Genomic DNA, 18,251 nt, shown 5'->3' on the forward strand with positions numbered 1-18,251 from the left:
GGGTTTGCAAGTCTTATTTGGATGAGGCCGACTTATAAGTTTCGTATGCCTCCTGATAGATTTCCAGGTAACGGCTCAGGTTCATGCTGTCCAGTGTAGCCAGATATTGCTCCCACTCGGCATTGATATCGACATCGCCGATAATGAAGCGGGCCATCATCTCATTGGTATAATCGTAGATTGTTTTGGAGAGATCCGCGATTTCCGCAGACTGGTCAACCGTGAAGTTGATCGGCGGCAGCACCGTTTCGACATCTACCCGGTAAGGCTCATATTTCTCCTTGGTCTCGTTATACAGAATGCTGTCCAGTGGATTCTCGGGGTTAGCAACCAGACCGAGACGCAGTGAGTTTGGACGGTAAGCGATTCCGGTCTGCGACCATTGCTTGTTCTGGGTAACCCCGAACTTGGACATGTCCATATAGACGGCGGCTTCCCCGTTCAGGCCGATCTCATCAGCCGTTGCCCATCTCCAGTCCACATCCGGCTCGCCGATCGTGGAACGAAGTGTAATTTCCCGGTCATACAGCGCATCGGCGAAGCGGAAAGCCGCTTCCGGATTCTTGGCTTTATTGGTAATAACGAATTGGCCCGGAGCTACCTGATACGGATCGTATTGCGTAACCTGTACGCCATCAGGGCCTTTAAGCGGGGCAACTGCTACATATTCAAGCCATCTGCCGCTTGATCCGTTCAGCTGGGTCAGCGCACTCTGGTTCGGACCGGAGGCGGCCCCGAGAATCGGCACATCCGGATTTTCACCCAATTGCACCAGCTGGGCGGCATCCCGTGTTAATGCCTGCGGGTCCATCAGACCTTCGCTGTACAGCCGGTTAAGATAGGTAAGACCTTCCTTCCAGCCATCCTTGTTGAACGGTACATCCACTTTGCCTTCGTCATTAACATAGATGCGGGTGAACGGTGCATAGGTGAAGGAATTCATCAGGAAGTTCTCGACGCTGGTCGTAAGTGTAGAACTCTGGTTCACCTGCGGTGCACCGGAGAACGGAATCTCATCCGCGATGCCATTCCCGTTAGGGTCCTGGGTTTTGAAGGCCTTCAGCACTTCATAGAACTCTTCCGTCGTTGTCGGCATGTCCAGATTCAGCTTCTCCAGCCACGGCTCATAGATCCAGAGCTTCTGGCGCATCGAACAGTGGTAACACTCATTCGGTGCAGGAAGTGCGTAGATGTTACCATCCGCCGAGGTGATCGTCGACTCTACGAGCGGACTTTCCTCGAACATTTTTTTGGTATTCACACCGTATTTCTCAATATAGTCGTTCAGCGGGAGCAGCACGCCCTGCTCTCCATAAAGGGCCTGCTGCTCAGGCGTCACATTCATCGTCATAATGACATCCGGAAGATCACCGCTGGCCAGCGCCAGGTTCAGCTTCTCTGTAACCGTACTGGTCGGCACAATCTCCCACTCTACATGGATATTCGTTAACTCCTCAAAATATTTAGTGAACTCATTCGTATCGAAATCCTCGACGGACGGGTTGGCCCCGGTCATGACGCGCAGCGTGATTTTCTCATCAACAATCGGGAATTGTCCCGCCTCCGCAACAGTGGCCTCTGCAGTTCCATTTCCCGCCGCTGCACCGCTGTTACTGTTATTACTGCTGCTGCATGCGCTCAGGATACTGCCCAGCATACTCACTCCAACAAGTAGTGTTACGACCGCCTTAAATTTCATCAATATAGTCCCCCTTATGATTATCCTTTGAGTGAACCTACCATAACGCCCTTAACCAGGTATTTCTGTACGAAGGGATAGAAGACCAGCAGCGGAAAAGATGAAATGACAATCAGCGAATACTTCAGCAGCGTCTTCATTGCCTCACGTTTGGCCGCATCCTGCGGGTCGCCGGACAGCATGCCGACATCGACATCATTTTTGACCAGGATATCCTTGAGCACCAGCTGAAGCGGGTAGTGATCCTGGCTTTTTAGATACAGCATGGCGTTGAAATACTGGTTCCAGTTCGCAGCGGCGTAATAGAGCGTAATAACCGCAAGGATCGGACCTGACAGCCGGACAACCACCTTCCAGACAAACTGGAAATCATTGCACCCATCCAGCTGTGCCGCCTCCAGCAGCTCATGCGGAATCGACATTTGGAAATAGGTCCGGGCGATAATGACATTCCACACGCTCAGTGCGCCGGGGATAATCATCGACCAGATGGTATCCAGCATGCCCAGATCCCGGACCAGCAGATAAGCCGGAATGAGGCCGCCCGTGAACATGGTGGTGAACATGAAGAGGAGCATGAAGCCATTTTTACCATAGAAATCTCTGCGGGACAGCGGATAGGCCGCCAGCACCGTCATAATTACATTGACCAGCGTACCTGTAACCGTATAAAGAATGGAATTGCCGAAGCCGACCCACACCTGCTTGTACTCAAAAACCGCCCTGTACCCGTCCAGACTCGGACGCACCGGCCACAGCCAGACCTCACCGGACACCACTGCCTGCGAATCACTGAATGAGGCGCTGATAATATACACGATCGGATACAGCACAACCAGGAACAGAAAGCTCATAAAAATAGTGTTCAGGATCGTAAACAGCTTGTCGGCTACGGAATCATTGCGGAAAATCGTGTTCATGGTCGCCCCCCCTTTACCACAAGCTGCCTTGCTTGGTTTTTTGTGCGATTTTGTTGACTGTCAGCAGCAGAATTAAATTGATAATCGATTTGAACAGTCCGATCGCCGTCGAATACGAATAGTTGGCAACCTGCGAAGTTAAGCCTACCTTGTACACATACGTGTCGATAATCTCGGCAGCCTTCAGGTTAATCGGATTCTGCATCAGCAGCACCTTCTCAAAGCCGACATCGAGGATATGCCCCGTGTTCAGAATGAGCACGATGATGGCCATCGGCATAATGCCCGGCAGATCGATATGCCACATCCGGCGGAATTTCGTCGCCCCGTCCATCACCGCCGCTTCATGCAGTGAAGGATCGATACTGGCCAGTGCCGCGATAAAAATGATGCAGTTAAAGCCGACATGCTGCCACACATCCGACCAGACATAAATGGAGGAGAACATCGAAATCTCACCCATGAAGTTGACCGGCCCAATCCCGATGAACCCGAGCAGTTTGTTGATAATGCCGATTCGCGGATCCAGCAGCTCTTTCACAATGCCGACCACCACTACTATGGAGATAAAATGCGGCGCATACGTCACCATCTGCACGGCTTTGCGGAAACGGACATTGCGGAGATAGTTCAGCCCCAGCGCCAGCAGGATCGGAATCGGGAACCCGGCAATCAGATTGTAAAAGCTGAGCACCAGCGTATTCTTCAGAATGCGCCAGAAGTCATAAGAATTGACGAACCGGCTGAAATGCTTCATGCCTACCCAATCACTGCCCCAGATGCCCTTTACTACGGAGAAATCCTTGAAGGCAATCTGTGCACCGTACATCGGCACATATTTGAAGATAATCAGATAAAGGAAAGGCAGAGCCATCAGCGCGTACAATTGCCAGCTTTTGATCAGCTTTTTGACGAAGGGATTCTCGTTCAATTCAGTTCTCACCTCCTCTTATGCTTGACTTGGGCAAACACTTGCGATCATTCCTCAGGAGGCTTGTTCGTGTGTCTTCCGTGTAACCACAGCATAGGCCGGGTGAGCGGGGAACGTAAATTGTAAATCCGCCATTTCATCGCCTTTTGTTAAGAAATCTGCCTTTGCAGTTGCCGGTTTTGTGTGCATTTGAGTAGAATTGGGCGTTTTTTTACCATTTAGAAGGATTTAATCAATATTTAGGATTACAATTGAGTTAGGTTATATAACATAGAAAATATGATTTTGTGCGTGCTGCAACCCGCTCGGTCAGGGGATTAGAGGCGGCGATCGGGAAAGCGGCGGTATAAACGTTATCGTGCAAATGGGCGGCATGAGGTGAAATCGCCCGCTTCAGCCACAAATGGGGGCACTTATGCCCCTCATTCCGCCAACTTGCCCGCCTCAGTCACATTCAGGGGCACTTATGCCCCTCATTTCCGCCCAACTCGCCCGCTTTAGCCTCATTCCGCCCAACTAGCCCAATCCAGCCACATTTAGTGGGATTTATCCCTTTCATTTCGTCAATTCCCCCGCTCCAGCCACATTTAGTGGGATTTATCCCTCTCATTCCGCCCAATTTTCCCGCTCCAGCCGCATTTAGTGGGATTTATCCCTTTCATTCCGCCCCCCTACCCAACGATAATTAGAAGGCTCATCCGGCGCGTAACTATATCTCCCTATATCAAAAAAGGCCAGGACCTCGTCCCAGCCTTCGTATGAAATTGATGAATTTGAACCGCACCGTTATCCGGTTGCGAACTGTACTATCATCCTGCTCCGAACTGTACTCTCATCCCGCTGCGAGCTACTCTATCATTTGGTTGCGAACTCCCCCTCACCCGGCTGCGGATTCGCGGAAGGCGGTGGCGCTGAGTCCGCTGCCTCTTTTGAAGGCCCGGCAGAAGGTGTTCGTGGAATGATAGCCGACCTGCTCCGCGATGTCGCGGATGGGCAGGCCGGTGTTGGCCAGCAGCGCCTTGGCTTCAGTCATGCGGAGCTGCTCCAGATATTCGGAGAAGTTCGTTCCCGTCTGCTCCTTGAAGAACTGCGACATGTACCCCTTTGAGATGTTCATATGCTCAGCTACAGCGTCCAGACTGAGATTGGCCTGCCCGAACTGCTCCTGAATATAGACGAGAATGGAGTCAATCAGCTTGACATTGCGGCTCTTCTTGCGGTGATCGGCTTCTTCGCTCATGGAGAGGAAGATATCCGCCGCACTCCGGTAGACCTCGCGCAGATTCTCCGTAGCGTTCAACTGCAGCAGCAGACTGCTTACCTCCTCCGGGTATTGCAGCATCAGCTGCTCCTGCAGCTTCACCAGACAGCTAATCATCTCGCAGCAAAAGAGCTGCTGCATCGCCAGCGGCAAATGCCGCTGCTGGAAATTCTCCTGATACAATGAATCCAGCAGCCTCCGGAGCTCCCCGGATTCACCTGCCTTGGTGTAATTGCTCAGCCGGTTCTCCACCTCGCCGGGGAAATAGAACAGGCTGTTCTCGCTTGGCAGGTCATAGAACCAGGCTGTCTGCACAATTTCCTCATAGGTAACCGACGACAGGGACTGGCGCGCCTCCTCATAAGAACCGGACACATCCAGCAGCGAAGCGCGGAAGCCGCCGATCGCGAAATACAGACCCAAAGCGAGCCGTTCCCCGATCTCCGCTGCGGTACCTGCGATCGCCCCTTCGATCATCCGCCGGAACCGGATGCTGTCCCCGGCTGTATCCACGAACAGGATGGCGATTTTGTCTTCAGCGACATCATGCACATAGTAGCTTTCACCCAGCGCCAGCCGCAGCGCTTCCTTGATCAGCACTCTTTCGACGTCCAGCTTGCGCAGCGCATCGGCGTTAATCCCCCGGGTTCCCCCGCGGAAATGAAGAATGCCGACCGCATAGGATTCGCCAGCTATCTCAATATGCTGGTGCCGAAGCAGCGTGTCGATCTCGTTCTCATTCAGGAATTCCCCCTTCAGCAGCCGCTCATAGAAGCTCTCCCGCAGCAGCGGAGCCTGCCGCTCAATCTCATCCTGAAGTGCCGCATTGTTATCAATGAGGGTGGACAGGGAATTCTGGATGAAGCCGTACATATCCTTCGGACGCCGGGGCTGTTTGCCGCTGGGCCGTTCTGTAAGCGTCGAGAGGATTCTGACCAGGGGTTTGCCGCTGCGGGTAGCGAACAGATAGGCCAGGAACAAGCCGACCAGCAGAAACGCCAGGACGACGATTATAGTAATTTTTTTGATCGACAGGACCTTGCCCAGAACCACATGAGGCGGCTGAGCTACCACGTAGGACCATTTATTATAAGAAGACTTGGTATAGGTCACCATCATATCGTTCGTCTTGCCCGAAGCCTCAATAATTCCGGAATCCGCCGGATATGCCGCAGGGTCCAGATCAGGAATCGTTCCATCCCCGGACAATGCGCTGACTACACGGCCTTCATTGTCGATAATCGAGACCCAGCCGCCATCGGACACATCAACCCCCGAGAGCAGCGACTTCAGCTTACGGTTATCCACGAGTATGACCAGCGCCCCCTGAATGGAGCCCGGATAGCCAAGTGACTGCACATAGGTAAGCATGTCATAGGATTTGCCCTGATATTGCGTGGACCCCGAGGCCATCACCTCACGGTTGCGGTAGGTACTGAACAGATCACTCCGCCAGGTTTCATAATCGGTCCCGGTATTGGAGAGCACATAGTTGTAGAAAGCGGGTAGCTCATAAGTGGAATTGGAGGATAACGCCAAATTGCTGTTCTTAAAAATCAGATAATAATCCAGCACGAAATTATTCGAGGTATTATAGCTGTACAGATTCTTCTGGGTTTCCAGAACCTTGTAGGTTCTTGTGCTGCTGAACGGATCACTGACACGGGCAAAGCTCAGTACCATCGGATCATTCAGCAGCTGCAGGGCAATTGTATTAATCTCGGATAGCCTGATATCCATTGTCTCTTTAACCTGATCCAGGAGCTGCATATTGCTGCCGGTCACTTCATCCTTGACGACATCATAGGTCAGCTTATAGAAGAGTCCCCCAAGGCATAAGGCAAAAACCATGAATGAAATATAAGGAATCATCAAACGCACGAACAGATGCTGCTGTTCCGGCCACTTCGCAAACCGCATGGCTGCTGTCCCTCCTTTCTCAACCCCCATTGATGTAAGATTACTTAACCTCAAGTGAAATTACTGTCGAAAAAAAAGACAAAACCAATTATCATGTCATTTATTATAACATTTCGATTCAATTTTAGGTATTACACTTTTTGTCTTTCGAACTAATATTCATGCTGTATCCGCAAAAAAACCGCCGTCTCCCTCGAACGTAACGTTCAAGAAGAGACGGCGGTCATTAAATTGAGCATAATTATTGACGGGAAATAACTTATTTCACATAAGGGGCAGCAGCCTGAGTGAACCGCTCCAGCGCTTCGGCAAGAACGGAACGCGGACAGGCCAGATTGATGCGCAGATGGCCTTGTCCTTCCGTTCCGAAGACAGAGCCTTCGTTAAAAGCCACCTTGGCCTCGCGGTACATCAGGTTCTTGAGTCCGTCCGCATCCAGCCCCAGGGCCCGGCAATCGATCCACAGCAGATAGGTAGCTTCGGGTTTCATTGGCTTCACCTGTGGCAAATGCTCTGCGAGGTAGCTGATGGCATACTCCGCATTGCCGCTGATATGCTGCACCAGCTCATCCAGCCATTCTCCGCCTTCATTATAAGCCGCCTCAACCGCCTCCGGCGTGAAGAATGCCGACATATGCAGACTGAGTGCCTTCAGCTTGTACTCGAATTTCCGCTTCAGCTCGGGACTAGAGGTTACGATATACGAAGTTTGCAGGCCCGGCAGATTGAAGGTTTTGGTCGCTGCCAGCGTAGTCAGTGTAATATCCGACAGCTCCGGCGACAGGGACGCAAACGGGATATGCTTGTAGCCCGGCATTGCCATATCGCAATGGATCTCATCCGAGATTACCGTTACACCATACCGCAGGCACAGCTCACCAAGACGCAGCAGCTCTTCCCGCTCCCACACTCTGCCGCCAGGATTATGCGGACTGCACAGCAGCAGCAGCTTGGCGCCGCCGGCCATCAGCTCTTCAAGCTGGATATAATCCATAACATAATGGCCTTCTTCCAGCTTCAGCGGGTTAATCGCCACCTTGCGGTCATTCATCCGGATTACATCATAGAAAGGATAGTAGACCGGCGACTGCAGAATCACCTGATCTCCCGGCTGGCTGAACAGCTCTACGGACAGGCTGAGCGAGGTCACAATTCCCGGAGAATCGGTGATCCATTCCTTCTGAATCTCCCAGTCATGACGGCTGCGGTACCACCCGGCAATCGCCTCCTTGTAGGAGTCACTCGTCACACTATAGCCGTACACCCCTTCCTGTACACGGCGCAGAATCGCTTCCTTCACGGCAGGGGGACTCTCAAAGTCCATATCCGCGACCCAAAGCGGAAGAATCTCCTTGTCTCCGAACAGCTTCTCGGACTGGTCCCATTTGTATGAGCGGGTATTGCGGCGGTCAATGATACGGTTAAAATCATACTTCAACTAAAATCACCCCATCCTTTCTGCTTGTCCGTTTATTGTAACATGGAGAGAGCCTTCCGGCATCCTGATTCAGTCTGGCGCTTCAGCTTCCCTTATGCAGCCGTTCGAGTGACTGGCCCAGGCGGACCTCCTCCAGGGGCTTCAGCACATAATCCACAATGTCTTGGTCGAAGGCCCATAGGGCATGCTGTTTGCTCTCGGTGACAATCACAATCTGAATATCCGGCAGCTTCTTTTTTACACGTTCGGCTACAACTATTCCCTGCTGGCCGGGCAGTTGAAGATCCAGGAACAGCACATCCGGCTGCAGCAGGACAATTTTGTCCACGACGTTCTCGGGATAGGCCGACATTCCAATCACATTCACCTTGCCTGTATGCTGCAGCATGGAAGACAGCTTATAGAGATCCTTCTGGTTCATATCCAGCAGAAATGCCTTGATCACTCGGGTTCCTCCTCCTTCCGGACGGGTGAATTACGCAGTCTATCGGTACAGGTGTCTAAAAAAAGTGCTGTCCCCCCGTTTGCTCCAAACGTCAGAGGACAGCCATTGTTATTATTATTTTGCAGCCTTCATTGTTGTCTGAGCTGCTTCTGAAGTGAACTTTACTTGAAGGACGCCGGCAGCAGGCTGCGCAGATCCTCCATATTTACAACCAGATGAATGTTGTTCATGGTCCGCAGAGAACCGGAGATAATTCCCGCAAGCTGGCCATGTGTATCCAGCAACGGACCTCCGGACATCCCGCTTGCCACCTGGGCCGAAGTCAGAATCCGGCTTCTTCCATTGATCTCCGCAGCAGGCGTGTTGACAATTCCTTCGGTGATGATCGCTGTATTCTTAAGCGGATAGCCCAGTGCGAATACAGCTTCTCCATGCTTCAGCACGTCTTTGCGCAGAGGAAGATATGCATATGCATTGCCCTTCTGCTTCATAGCAGCAGGACTCGGCAGTTCAAGGACAGCCACATCCTTAAGCTCATCGAATTTCGTGACTTTGATCGGACTGATAATACTTCCATCCGCCATCACCCCTTCCATCCGCTCCGCGCCTTTGACCACGTGATACGCCGTTGCCGCTGTTCCGGCCGGAGACAGGATAATTCCTGTCCCCGTGGAACTTGCGGTACCGTCACTTTTGAGTACCCGCAGATAGAACATGGCTTCATTCGCAATTCCGTAGCTCTGTTCAGCGTTATACACACTTGGTGTATCGGCGCTGGTAGTGCCTGAATAGAAGAGCACTGCCGAGATCAACGAGAAGATCAGGCTTACGGCAAGCAGTTTTGTTTTCATCCGCCAATCTCCTTCATAAAAGAATTACAAATTATTGCACAACCGACATGATATCTTTGTAAGCCCAGTGTGTTGCCGGAAGATCCTTGAAGCGTACTGCTGTTACAGCCAGCTTCTTCGTACCGGCAATCCGGTTGATCAGCACTACAGCCTGAGCACGGGTAATCGGTGATCCCGGTTTAAATGTGCCGTCAGGGAAGCCTTGCACATAACCTGCTTTGGACAGGGCATTCACATAATTCTCTGACCAGTGGCCCTTCAGATCCGATTGCTTCGTAACTCCGGTATCTGTAACATCCAGCTTCAGCACTGTAGTCATGATCTTGGAGAACTCGGCTCTCGTTAAGCCCTTCGTTCCGCCGAAGCCGCCGTCCGGATAGCCTTCAATAATGCCTGCCGAAGCGAAGAATCCGGTCAAAGCCTCGTTGCCTGCACTTACATCATTGAACAGGTTTCCTACATTCACGTCTTCCATATCCAGCAGCGGAGCAAGGGATTGGATCAGCTCATATCTGGTAATGGCTGCATTAGGCATAAACAAACCATTCGGATAAGCAGCGATGTACTTAATTTCTCCCGCATTGCTCTTCAGGCTGTATTTGGCATTCTCCACTACATACTCAATGGTAGTCACAGTATCATCTTTATCTGTGATCATTTTGATCGTCATGGTCTTGGTAATCAACAGCTCACCGGTATATTTCGCGCTGTTTACTGTCGGCGTGCTTCCGTCCGTTGTATAGTAGATCGTCTGCCCTTCCGGAGCGGTCAGCTTCAGCTTGCTGTTCTTGGCAATCTTCACTGGAGCTTCACTGTCTCCATTCACCGTCGTAGTACCGGCAATAGCGGTAATCACCGGAACAGGAGTTGGTGTTGGGGTCGGCACAACTGCACCGCCACCGCCACCGCCACCGCCGCCTCCACCACCGCTGGAAACTAATAGCGTCCAGGTCCAGGCCGATACCTTGCTGTATTCTTTACCCGGAACAATGGTGATGGCTTTAACAGTCGTCTTGTCCTTCAGCACAATCGCTTCGCTGTATAGCTGGGAAGCTTCCGTAGGATCTGTGCCGTCGAGCGTGTAATAAATTTGGCCGCCCGGCTCCGCTGTTGTCAGCTCTACTTTCACTTCCGTCGAGAAGCTCAACTCCGCAGGTGTTGCAGTTGGTGCAGCTGCCGAGCCAGGGTATTGCAGTGCAGCCGCATTAACTGTAATGCTTCTGCTCTGTCCTCCGGCTGTTGCCTTCAGTACTGCGCTGCCGCCCTGTTTCAAGTTTCCTGCAGCACCGTTCACATCTGCCTTGGACGGATCTGCACTCCATACCAGTGCTCCGCTGCCGCTCAAGCTGAATGCTGAACCTACACGGTTAATCAGATCCTGCGGGTTCAGTATTACGGCCGCTGAAGCAAGAGTTCCTTCTTCTGTTCCGTCAAAGGCCAGAAGTACCGGATAGAAGGTGTTCTGTGCTGTCCAGATTCCGGCATCCAGACCTGCTGGAAGATTCGGGCTGGTAAGCTCTGTGCCAAGCAGCCCCATTGCACTGCTGCTGTTGCCAGCCACTGCTTGGCCATCCAGATTGTAGAAGGCGATATTATTCTTCAGCATTTGTCTGTTGAACAAGGATTGGCTGATGGTTGCATGATCAGACTTCTGTCCGGCAATCCCTCCGAAGAAGGCCTGCAGCGGAAGAATTTTGCCTTTCACTCCAGCTTTCACTTCTCCGGTATTCAGGGAAGAAGTAATCACTCCGCTCTCCGCCAGACCGGCGATACCGCCAGCCCATGCTGTAGACATTCCTTCTGCGTAAATGGCACCGGCAGAATAGCTGTTCTTGATCTCTCCCGCGTTCAGACCGCTGATCCCTCCGGCTATAGCCTGGGCCGAAGCCACATGGATATCGCCATAGACAATCGACTCTGAAATTGTACCTTCCGCACTGTTCTCACCAGCGATGCCGCCGGTTGCCAGTGTGGCAGTAACATCAATATTGCCTTTGGACACTGCCTGGTGAATCACTCCGGCGTTGCGTCCGGCAATTCCGCCTTTACGGCCTTGTCCCGAAAGAGTCACTCCGTCATTAGCAGCCTTCTCAATGAGGCCTAGATTCACACCTGCGGCTCCGCCTGCCGTGGCACTGCCAGCTACAGAACCACTGACGTTAACCTTGCGGATTACTGCACCTGTGTGATTGATCCCTGCAGCAATACCGGAATTTACTGCGCCGGAAATATCCGCTCCGGTAAAGTTAACATTCAGAATCTGGCCATGGTTTTCTTTTATGAATCCGGCCGTCTGCTGCTCTGGGGTTATCAGTGAAAGTCCGCTGATCGTATAGCCTTGACCGTCAAATACTCCCTTAAAGCTGTCGAATGCGGTCCAAGTGCTTCCGGCAAGATTAATATCCGCCCCAAGCAGGATGGTTGCCAGCTCCGGTTTGTCGTCAGCTGTTCTGTTGAACAGCTTGTAATAATTCAGGCCTGTCTCGTTATAGAACATGACTGCACCCGAGAGCTGCAGCGGAGTCTGAACCGTGATTGTTCCGTCTGTCAGTTCGTTCAGGAAGGAGGTATCATAATCCATAATCCATGTGCCTGAGCTGAGCGGATTAACCGCTGCTGAACTCACAGCGCCAGCTGCCGCACCTGCATTGTGGCCTACTGCCTTCAGTCCTGCCGTAAGCGTACCTGTCGTATACGATGAACCGGAAATTTTGCCGTCCCGGAAGTTATAGCCGACCAGTGCGCCTGTAGAGACGTTATTGCCTGCTACATTAACGGAAATCTCCGGAACATTGGCATAGACGCCTGTCAGAGTCCCGTCATTATAACCGGCAAAGCCGCCGTTGTAAGAACGGGTCGAAGACTTCACTCCGACTGTAGAAATCTTGTTCTGCAATGCGTAAGAATTGCTGATGCTGCCGCTTCTCTCCACCGCTGCTGCGAAACCGCCGCTGCGTGTGTCGAAGCCGGTATTGCTGATGTCACCGGAAGCATAAGAGTCCGTAATCGAATAATGATCTACAGAACCCGCGAAGCCGCCGACATAAGAGCCTAATCTGCCGTTGACATTCAGCTGGCCTGCTGCATAGGATTTCTGAATTTGTCCCGCAAGCGTACCATTATCACCCAGAAGTCCGGCAAAACCGCCCGCATAGATGGTATTGTCCTGATTGGTATCGGTGATTTGTACCGGAATATCCGTATGGGTATGCGTAATTTTGATAGTATCCCCCATACCGATTACCCCGCCGGCATGTGTCGCCGGTACAGATTGACCCAGCGTTAACGCTGTGCCAACCGTCAGAGCTTGTCCAGATCCGGCGATCACCTTGCTGTAATGAATCTCGCCGCCTGATCCCCAGCCGACAAGTCCGCCGGCATTATACACTCTGCTGGTATCCGCATGCAGACCGGTCTTCACGATGGTATCTACAATGATACCGCTGCTGTATCCGGCAACTCCGCCTGCATTTACTGTGTTGCCGCCGGTTACATTCAGCCCGGAAGCAACCTCAGAACTATAGATTGAGGCATTGTCGTTCTTGCCTGCCACACCGCCCACATAGAGATCAGCACTATTGTCTGCTCCAGTGACCGTTATCTTGCCGCTTTGAACTTTGGCAATGTAAATGCCGCTGTACAGCGGATAGGCTTTGCCGAAATCATAGCCCCGGTGGATATCATCCGCAGAGACCGTTCCGGCAATCCCGCCGACTGCTGCATCGCCGTTCTTCGCTGCAACCTGAAGATCAGGTGATGCATCTGCATGGTACAGGATAGAATTCACACTCTCTCCCAGGATACCTCCCGCAGTAATGGCTTCACCTGCGGCCTGCAGAGAAGCATTGAACCGGACATCATGGATCGCCGTATGGACAGCCGATCCGGCAATCCCCCCGATAACAGCCTTCAGGCTGTCGCCCGTAGTAGACAGCTTTACGCCTTCAACTGCTGCATGTTCAATGTCAAAGCTGTTTCCCGGATCAATGGACCGGGCCAACATTCCGCCCAGCTTGCCTTCTTTAACACCTACAACACCACCGGCAGTACCGTTGGCGGTCAACTGCACACCGCTTCCGAAGCCTGTCACTGTGACATTGCTGATGCTGTTTCCGGCATCCGATTGGCCGATGATGCCGCCGAGAATCGAGCCGAGTCCGCGTGCTTCAAGCGTTCCATCAGCGAAGGTCAGCGTAATATCCTTCGCCTGGCCCGAGGTGAATTGGCCAATGAGTCCGCCGACAGTGGATTCCATCCCCGTAGCCGAAACCCGGTAACGCGAATTCACTTCATGCTCAAGACCTGTTACATCGCCCGTCTGGACTCCGATAAGTCCGCCGACAATCGCATGATCAGCAGCGCTGCCGGTGCTTCCGTCTATATCCTTAATGGTATAAGTCCCGGTTGTGAAATCTGCTGTATTCTCACCTATCAGTCCACCGGCAATGCCGTGGTCAGCAACCGTCTCAATCCGGCTTCCGCCGTCCAGCGTAAGGTGGAGTCCGGTAATACTGCCTGAGTTGCTGCCGATCATCCCCCCGACAATTCCGCCGCTGACCTTCACGCCGCCAAGCAGCTTAAGATCCACATTGTTCACTGTACCCAGGTTCATCCCGGCAAGGACTCCGGTATACTGGTTGCCGGCAACAGAGAGCGGCTCCAGATTGATATTCTGGACGATCGCCTTCGTACCGATGACTCCGAACAATCCGGAATGAGTGTACACCGGCTGCAAGGTTAAGCCATCGATCAAGTGATTGTTTCCTTCGAAGGTTCCTTCAAAAGGATTGGCTTCCTTGTTGCCGATCGGCACCCACTGCTTGGACTGGATATGGATCGGATTCATGATCGTCACCGTTCTGTCCGTGAAGTCGAATTTGTCCGCTCCGGCAATCGTGCCGTTGACAATTGCTGCCAGACCGGCAAGCTCTGCTTCCGTAGTAATCTGGAAGTTGATAGCATCCTTATCCTTCATGTACCAGTTGATATTGGCATTAACATCATTGCCGATATCACCGCCGGTATTGGCTGCACGGTTTACTTCAGGATATTGGTATACTGCGTTAAGCGAGCCGTATTTCCATGCGCCTTCAAAGTCCCAGCCTGACAAGCCCGGGAAGACCGTTCTGTCCTTCAGCGTTTCCGAGAGGATCGTAGTCAGCCGCACATGCACATTCAGCCAGCGGTGATTGCCCTCTGCGAAATCAGGCAGGTCAGAGTTGATGTTGAGCGCTTCATCTTTAATGTAATAAGACTTGTAGAGCAGCTCTTTGCTTGCATTGTCATAACGTCCGGCGAAGCCGCCGGCATAAGCGCCCGAACCAGCAGTAACTTCCGCCGCCGAGTATACATTGTTCACTTTACCGTTAGTTATTCTGCCGATGAAACCGCCAACGTAAGAATTGGCTTTGGCAGCTGCTACACTTTTGGCTACATAAGAGTTCTTGATGGTACCGCCGGAGTGTTCCCCGACCAGACCGCCAACATTCGTATATACGCCGTTTGCCGTAACCTTGGAGGAGGTATAAGATTGCTCCACCGTACCGGCTGTGTTTCTGCCGATCAGTCCGCCCAGGTAGACCGAACCGCTTGCTGTTCCAGTTGCATTGCCTGTAACATCGATATCTACATAGGAGCCGAGTACTGCCCCTGCATTCTCACCAGCCAAGCCGCCAGCCAGTGTGCCTACACCCTCAATGGTCAAGTTGGCATTGGAGTACGTATAGTAGAGAGTTCCTGATGCCGTGTTCACCCCGGCCAAGCCGCCGATGATGGAAGAATTGCCTCTGGAGATTACTGTGATTTTATCAGTAATGCTGTTATTGGCAATCAGAGTGCGGTTCTCGCCGACCATCCCGCCCACGATTGCAGTAGGTGAAACAGCGGATACAGTACCAAGTGTGCGCGTATTCTGAATCGTACTAACCGCTGTGGCCGGATTCAATACGGGATCAATTGTCTGGGCATCATTCAAGCCTACAATCCCCCCGATATAAGATGAAACTGCTCCGGCGTTAGCCTTCAGATTCAGAGCACTTATATAACTGTTCGCAATAATTCCTGAAGAACTACCGTGGTTGTACCCTGCCACCCCGCCTGCAGTAGCACGTGGTGCATTAATCGTCAGATTAACCGTTGTACCTACCAGACGGTCAAGCTTGGAGGCTTCATTGTAGCCGACAATACCGCCAATATAGGCATCTGTAGCGGCTGGCGCTACCAGAATCAACATGTTTTCCAAGTTCACTATTTTGCTGTCACTGTAGATAGCGCTGTTCTCAAGTGTACCTGCCAAGCCGCCGACAGACGGTTTAGCTGCCTGCGCTTGAATGAACACCTGCGCGTCATCCACTGCGTTCACCTCCGGATTAGTAATATCCGTAGTTTTCGCAGCCCCTACGATCGCTCCTGCTTTGGATTCCACAGCAGTCAGCGTAATCATCGGGTCATACCCGGGAACATTCAGCACAGCTGACTTCATTCCCGCCCGGTCAGCAGGAGCTGCCGGTCCTTCCGAATGTCCGGCAATCCCGCCGGCTTCAGCACGTACACCATTCGCCTCAATAGACAGGCGGGTAACGGTAGCGTTAACCAGTTGACCGGTATTGAGACCGGTATTACCGCCGAGTACGTTATCCGCACCCGTTGAAGTGATGACTACATTCTCCGCATGATTGAACGGAGCCGCTGCTGCCGAATGGTTCTCACCGAACATTCCGCCAGCTTTTACCGAAGCACCTGTAGCTTTAATTTCAGTACGGCTCGTGTGTCCGTTGAACTGGGCAGCCGAGTTATGCCCTGCGCCGCCGCCGAAGCTGACCTTGTCGGCCTTCAGTTCAACCAGCAAATCCTGTACTTCCGCAGGCACGGTGACAGTGCCGATTACCGCATCCGCTGTAAGCTTACCGGCTGCGCCGCCGATGGTATATCCGCTTTTGCCGGCCTCATTCAGGAAGCTGATCCGGGCAGCCTTACCGCCCGTCAGAACCAGAGGCTTAGTGTTCACGCCTACAAGTCCGCCGAACGTGATGTTATCCTGGCCGTCTGCCGGAGCAGCTACCACAGCTTTCAGAATTAACGTGCTGTAGCTTGCCGAGGAAGCATCTCCGGCAGTGATGTTGTTCATGGTTCCTTGTGCATTACCGGCAACCCCCCCGGCAATCCCGCCTGCAGAAGTTACCTGCAGTGTTGCATATTTAACAGAAGAATCATTCAGGGTACCTTCCAGATAACCGGCGATTCCGCCGATTGTACCATCTGAAGTTATCGCCAGAAGATCGCTTGCGGTTTTGCCGGTTACTGATGATGTAATCGTTCCGCCGGCTTCATACCCTACGATACCGCCGGTGTATACATCCGCTGTACCTTTTACATTCAGTGCACCTGTGGAGGAGGCCTGGCCTATATTCCCGCCGGCATCATAACCGGCAATCCCGCCAGTATAGATTCCTGTTCCTCCGTTAACCGAGACAAGCGCTTTATTCTCAAACACCCCTGCTGCAGCGTTGCTGGTTACCAGTCCGCCTGCAGCATGTCCGACAAATCCGCCAGTGGATACATTTTGTGTACCTGTAGCTGTAATCGGCTGCGTGTTGATGTAAGCATGTGTCCAGGTGAATTTGCTGCCGATGTATCCGGCAATTCCTCCTGTGTATACATTCTTGCCGCCGTTATTCACTACCGGTGCGGTATTTACAAACGTAATCCCAACCTCCGGACTGACCACCGCACCCGTTGCTCCTACAAGCGCTCCGGCTGCCGAGCCTTCTGCCGCAGATGCATTAACCGTAACTGCACCCTTATTGGTAGTCATGTTAGAGAATACTACGGTATTGTCCACTTTACCGGCAATTCCGCCTGCCACAACCCGGTTTCCGCCGGCGATGGTGACAGAAGCATTATTGATGATCGGAGTATCTTCATCATTCAGACTAAGCGGTCCTGTAGTATGACCAGCAATCCCGCCTGCAGTGAGAACGGCACTGTCAGTACCTTGTGCGAGAATTGCTGCATTATTGACCACTTTTTTGATGATGATGCCTCTGGATTCACCGTAGCCCAGGATCCCGCCGATATCAGCTGAACCTTGCGCCGTAATGGTTCCGTTGTTGATAGAGTTAGAGATCATACCTTCGCCCATTCCGACAATTCCGCCCGTGAAGGAGCGGTACGGAGAAGCGTGAGTGCTGATACTGATATTGTTGGTAATATCGAAAACGATGCTGCTGCCGCTCATTTTACCTACTGCAGAGCCTGCATATACATCATAGGTTACACCGGTAACAGTGATGGAGCCAGACTCTTCAAAAGTCAGACCGCCGACTGTCCCGCCCTCCATATTTCCTACCAGACCCTGATAGGACAAATTTGTAACGACATTCATATTGGAGATTTTCTTGATTAGACCACCCTCAGTGATCAGAGTACCCTTGAATGGATGTTCGGCTGTACCAATGGGAATCCATTGATAGTTTTTGAGATCCATGTCTCGCGTAATTTCAAGAATTTTGCCTTGCAGACCATTCCCAGTGCCTTCATTAACCAGCTTGGCAACACCCGCAAGCTTATCCTCACTATCAATTTTGAAGGTATCATTGGTAGATATATACCATTCGGTCTTTGCCATGCTGTCCCAGGTCTGCGGATCAGCCTTAGCCATGATTCCGCCGGCAACTGCCGCAACGACAACCACTGCCAGCGCTATTAAATACCCTATAATTGATTTCCGCTTCAAAGCCATTTTGACACCACCCAAATAGTATTATGAATTCCCAGCAGAGTGTGCC

The 18,251-nt window shown here is 52.1% G+C and carries 8 protein-coding genes; all 8 read right to left on the reverse strand.

Going from position 1 to position 18,251, the window contains the following annotated elements; all coding sequences use genetic code 11:
• Window positions 1-13: 13 nt before the first annotated feature.
• The 8 genes from GC101_RS19100 to GC101_RS19135 all read right to left on the reverse strand — a co-directional run bounded on the left by GC101_RS19100 (window position 14) and on the right by GC101_RS19135 (window position 18,205).
• Window positions 14-1,699, reverse strand: a complete 1,686-nt coding sequence (locus GC101_RS19100; protein ID WP_171718517.1) for an ABC transporter substrate-binding protein — start codon at window positions 1,697-1,699, stop codon at window positions 14-16.
• Between the two features lie 20 nt (window positions 1,700-1,719).
• On the reverse strand, window positions 1,720-2,619 hold the full coding sequence (locus tag GC101_RS19105; RefSeq protein ID WP_171718518.1) for a carbohydrate ABC transporter permease: 900 nt from the start codon (window positions 2,617-2,619) through the stop codon (window positions 1,720-1,722).
• Between the two features lie 13 nt (window positions 2,620-2,632).
• Complete coding sequence (locus GC101_RS19110; protein WP_343049761.1) at window positions 2,633-3,550, reverse strand: ABC transporter permease; 918 nt, start codon at window positions 3,548-3,550, stop codon at window positions 2,633-2,635.
• 877 nt (window positions 3,551-4,427) lie between these two features.
• Window positions 4,428-6,731 (reverse strand): helix-turn-helix domain-containing protein, encoded by a 2,304-nt coding sequence (locus GC101_RS19115; protein WP_171718519.1) that lies wholly within the window; start codon window positions 6,729-6,731, stop codon window positions 4,428-4,430.
• 259 nt (window positions 6,732-6,990) lie between these two features.
• Complete coding sequence (locus tag GC101_RS19120) at window positions 6,991-8,169, reverse strand: MalY/PatB family protein (RefSeq protein ID WP_171718520.1); 1,179 nt, start codon at window positions 8,167-8,169, stop codon at window positions 6,991-6,993.
• A gap of 82 nt (window positions 8,170-8,251) precedes the next feature.
• Window positions 8,252-8,614 carry a response regulator gene (locus GC101_RS19125; RefSeq protein WP_171718521.1) on the reverse strand — a complete coding sequence of 121 codons (363 nt, stop codon included), beginning with the start codon at window positions 8,612-8,614 and terminating at the stop codon, window positions 8,252-8,254.
• Window positions 8,615-8,775: 161 nt separating this feature from the next.
• Entirely contained in the window at window positions 8,776-9,465 is a 690-nt protein-coding gene (locus GC101_RS19130) for a S1 family peptidase (RefSeq protein WP_039303936.1), read from the reverse strand.
• Window positions 9,466-9,496: 31 nt separating this feature from the next.
• Entirely contained in the window at window positions 9,497-18,205 is an 8,709-nt protein-coding gene (locus GC101_RS19135; RefSeq protein ID WP_171718522.1) for a chitobiase/beta-hexosaminidase C-terminal domain-containing protein, read from the reverse strand.
• Window positions 18,206-18,251 lie beyond the last annotated feature (46 nt).

The organism is Paenibacillus phytohabitans, assembly GCF_013141775.1.
Classification (GTDB): Bacteria; Bacillota; Bacilli; order Paenibacillales; family Paenibacillaceae; genus Paenibacillus_AQ; species Paenibacillus_AQ phytohabitans.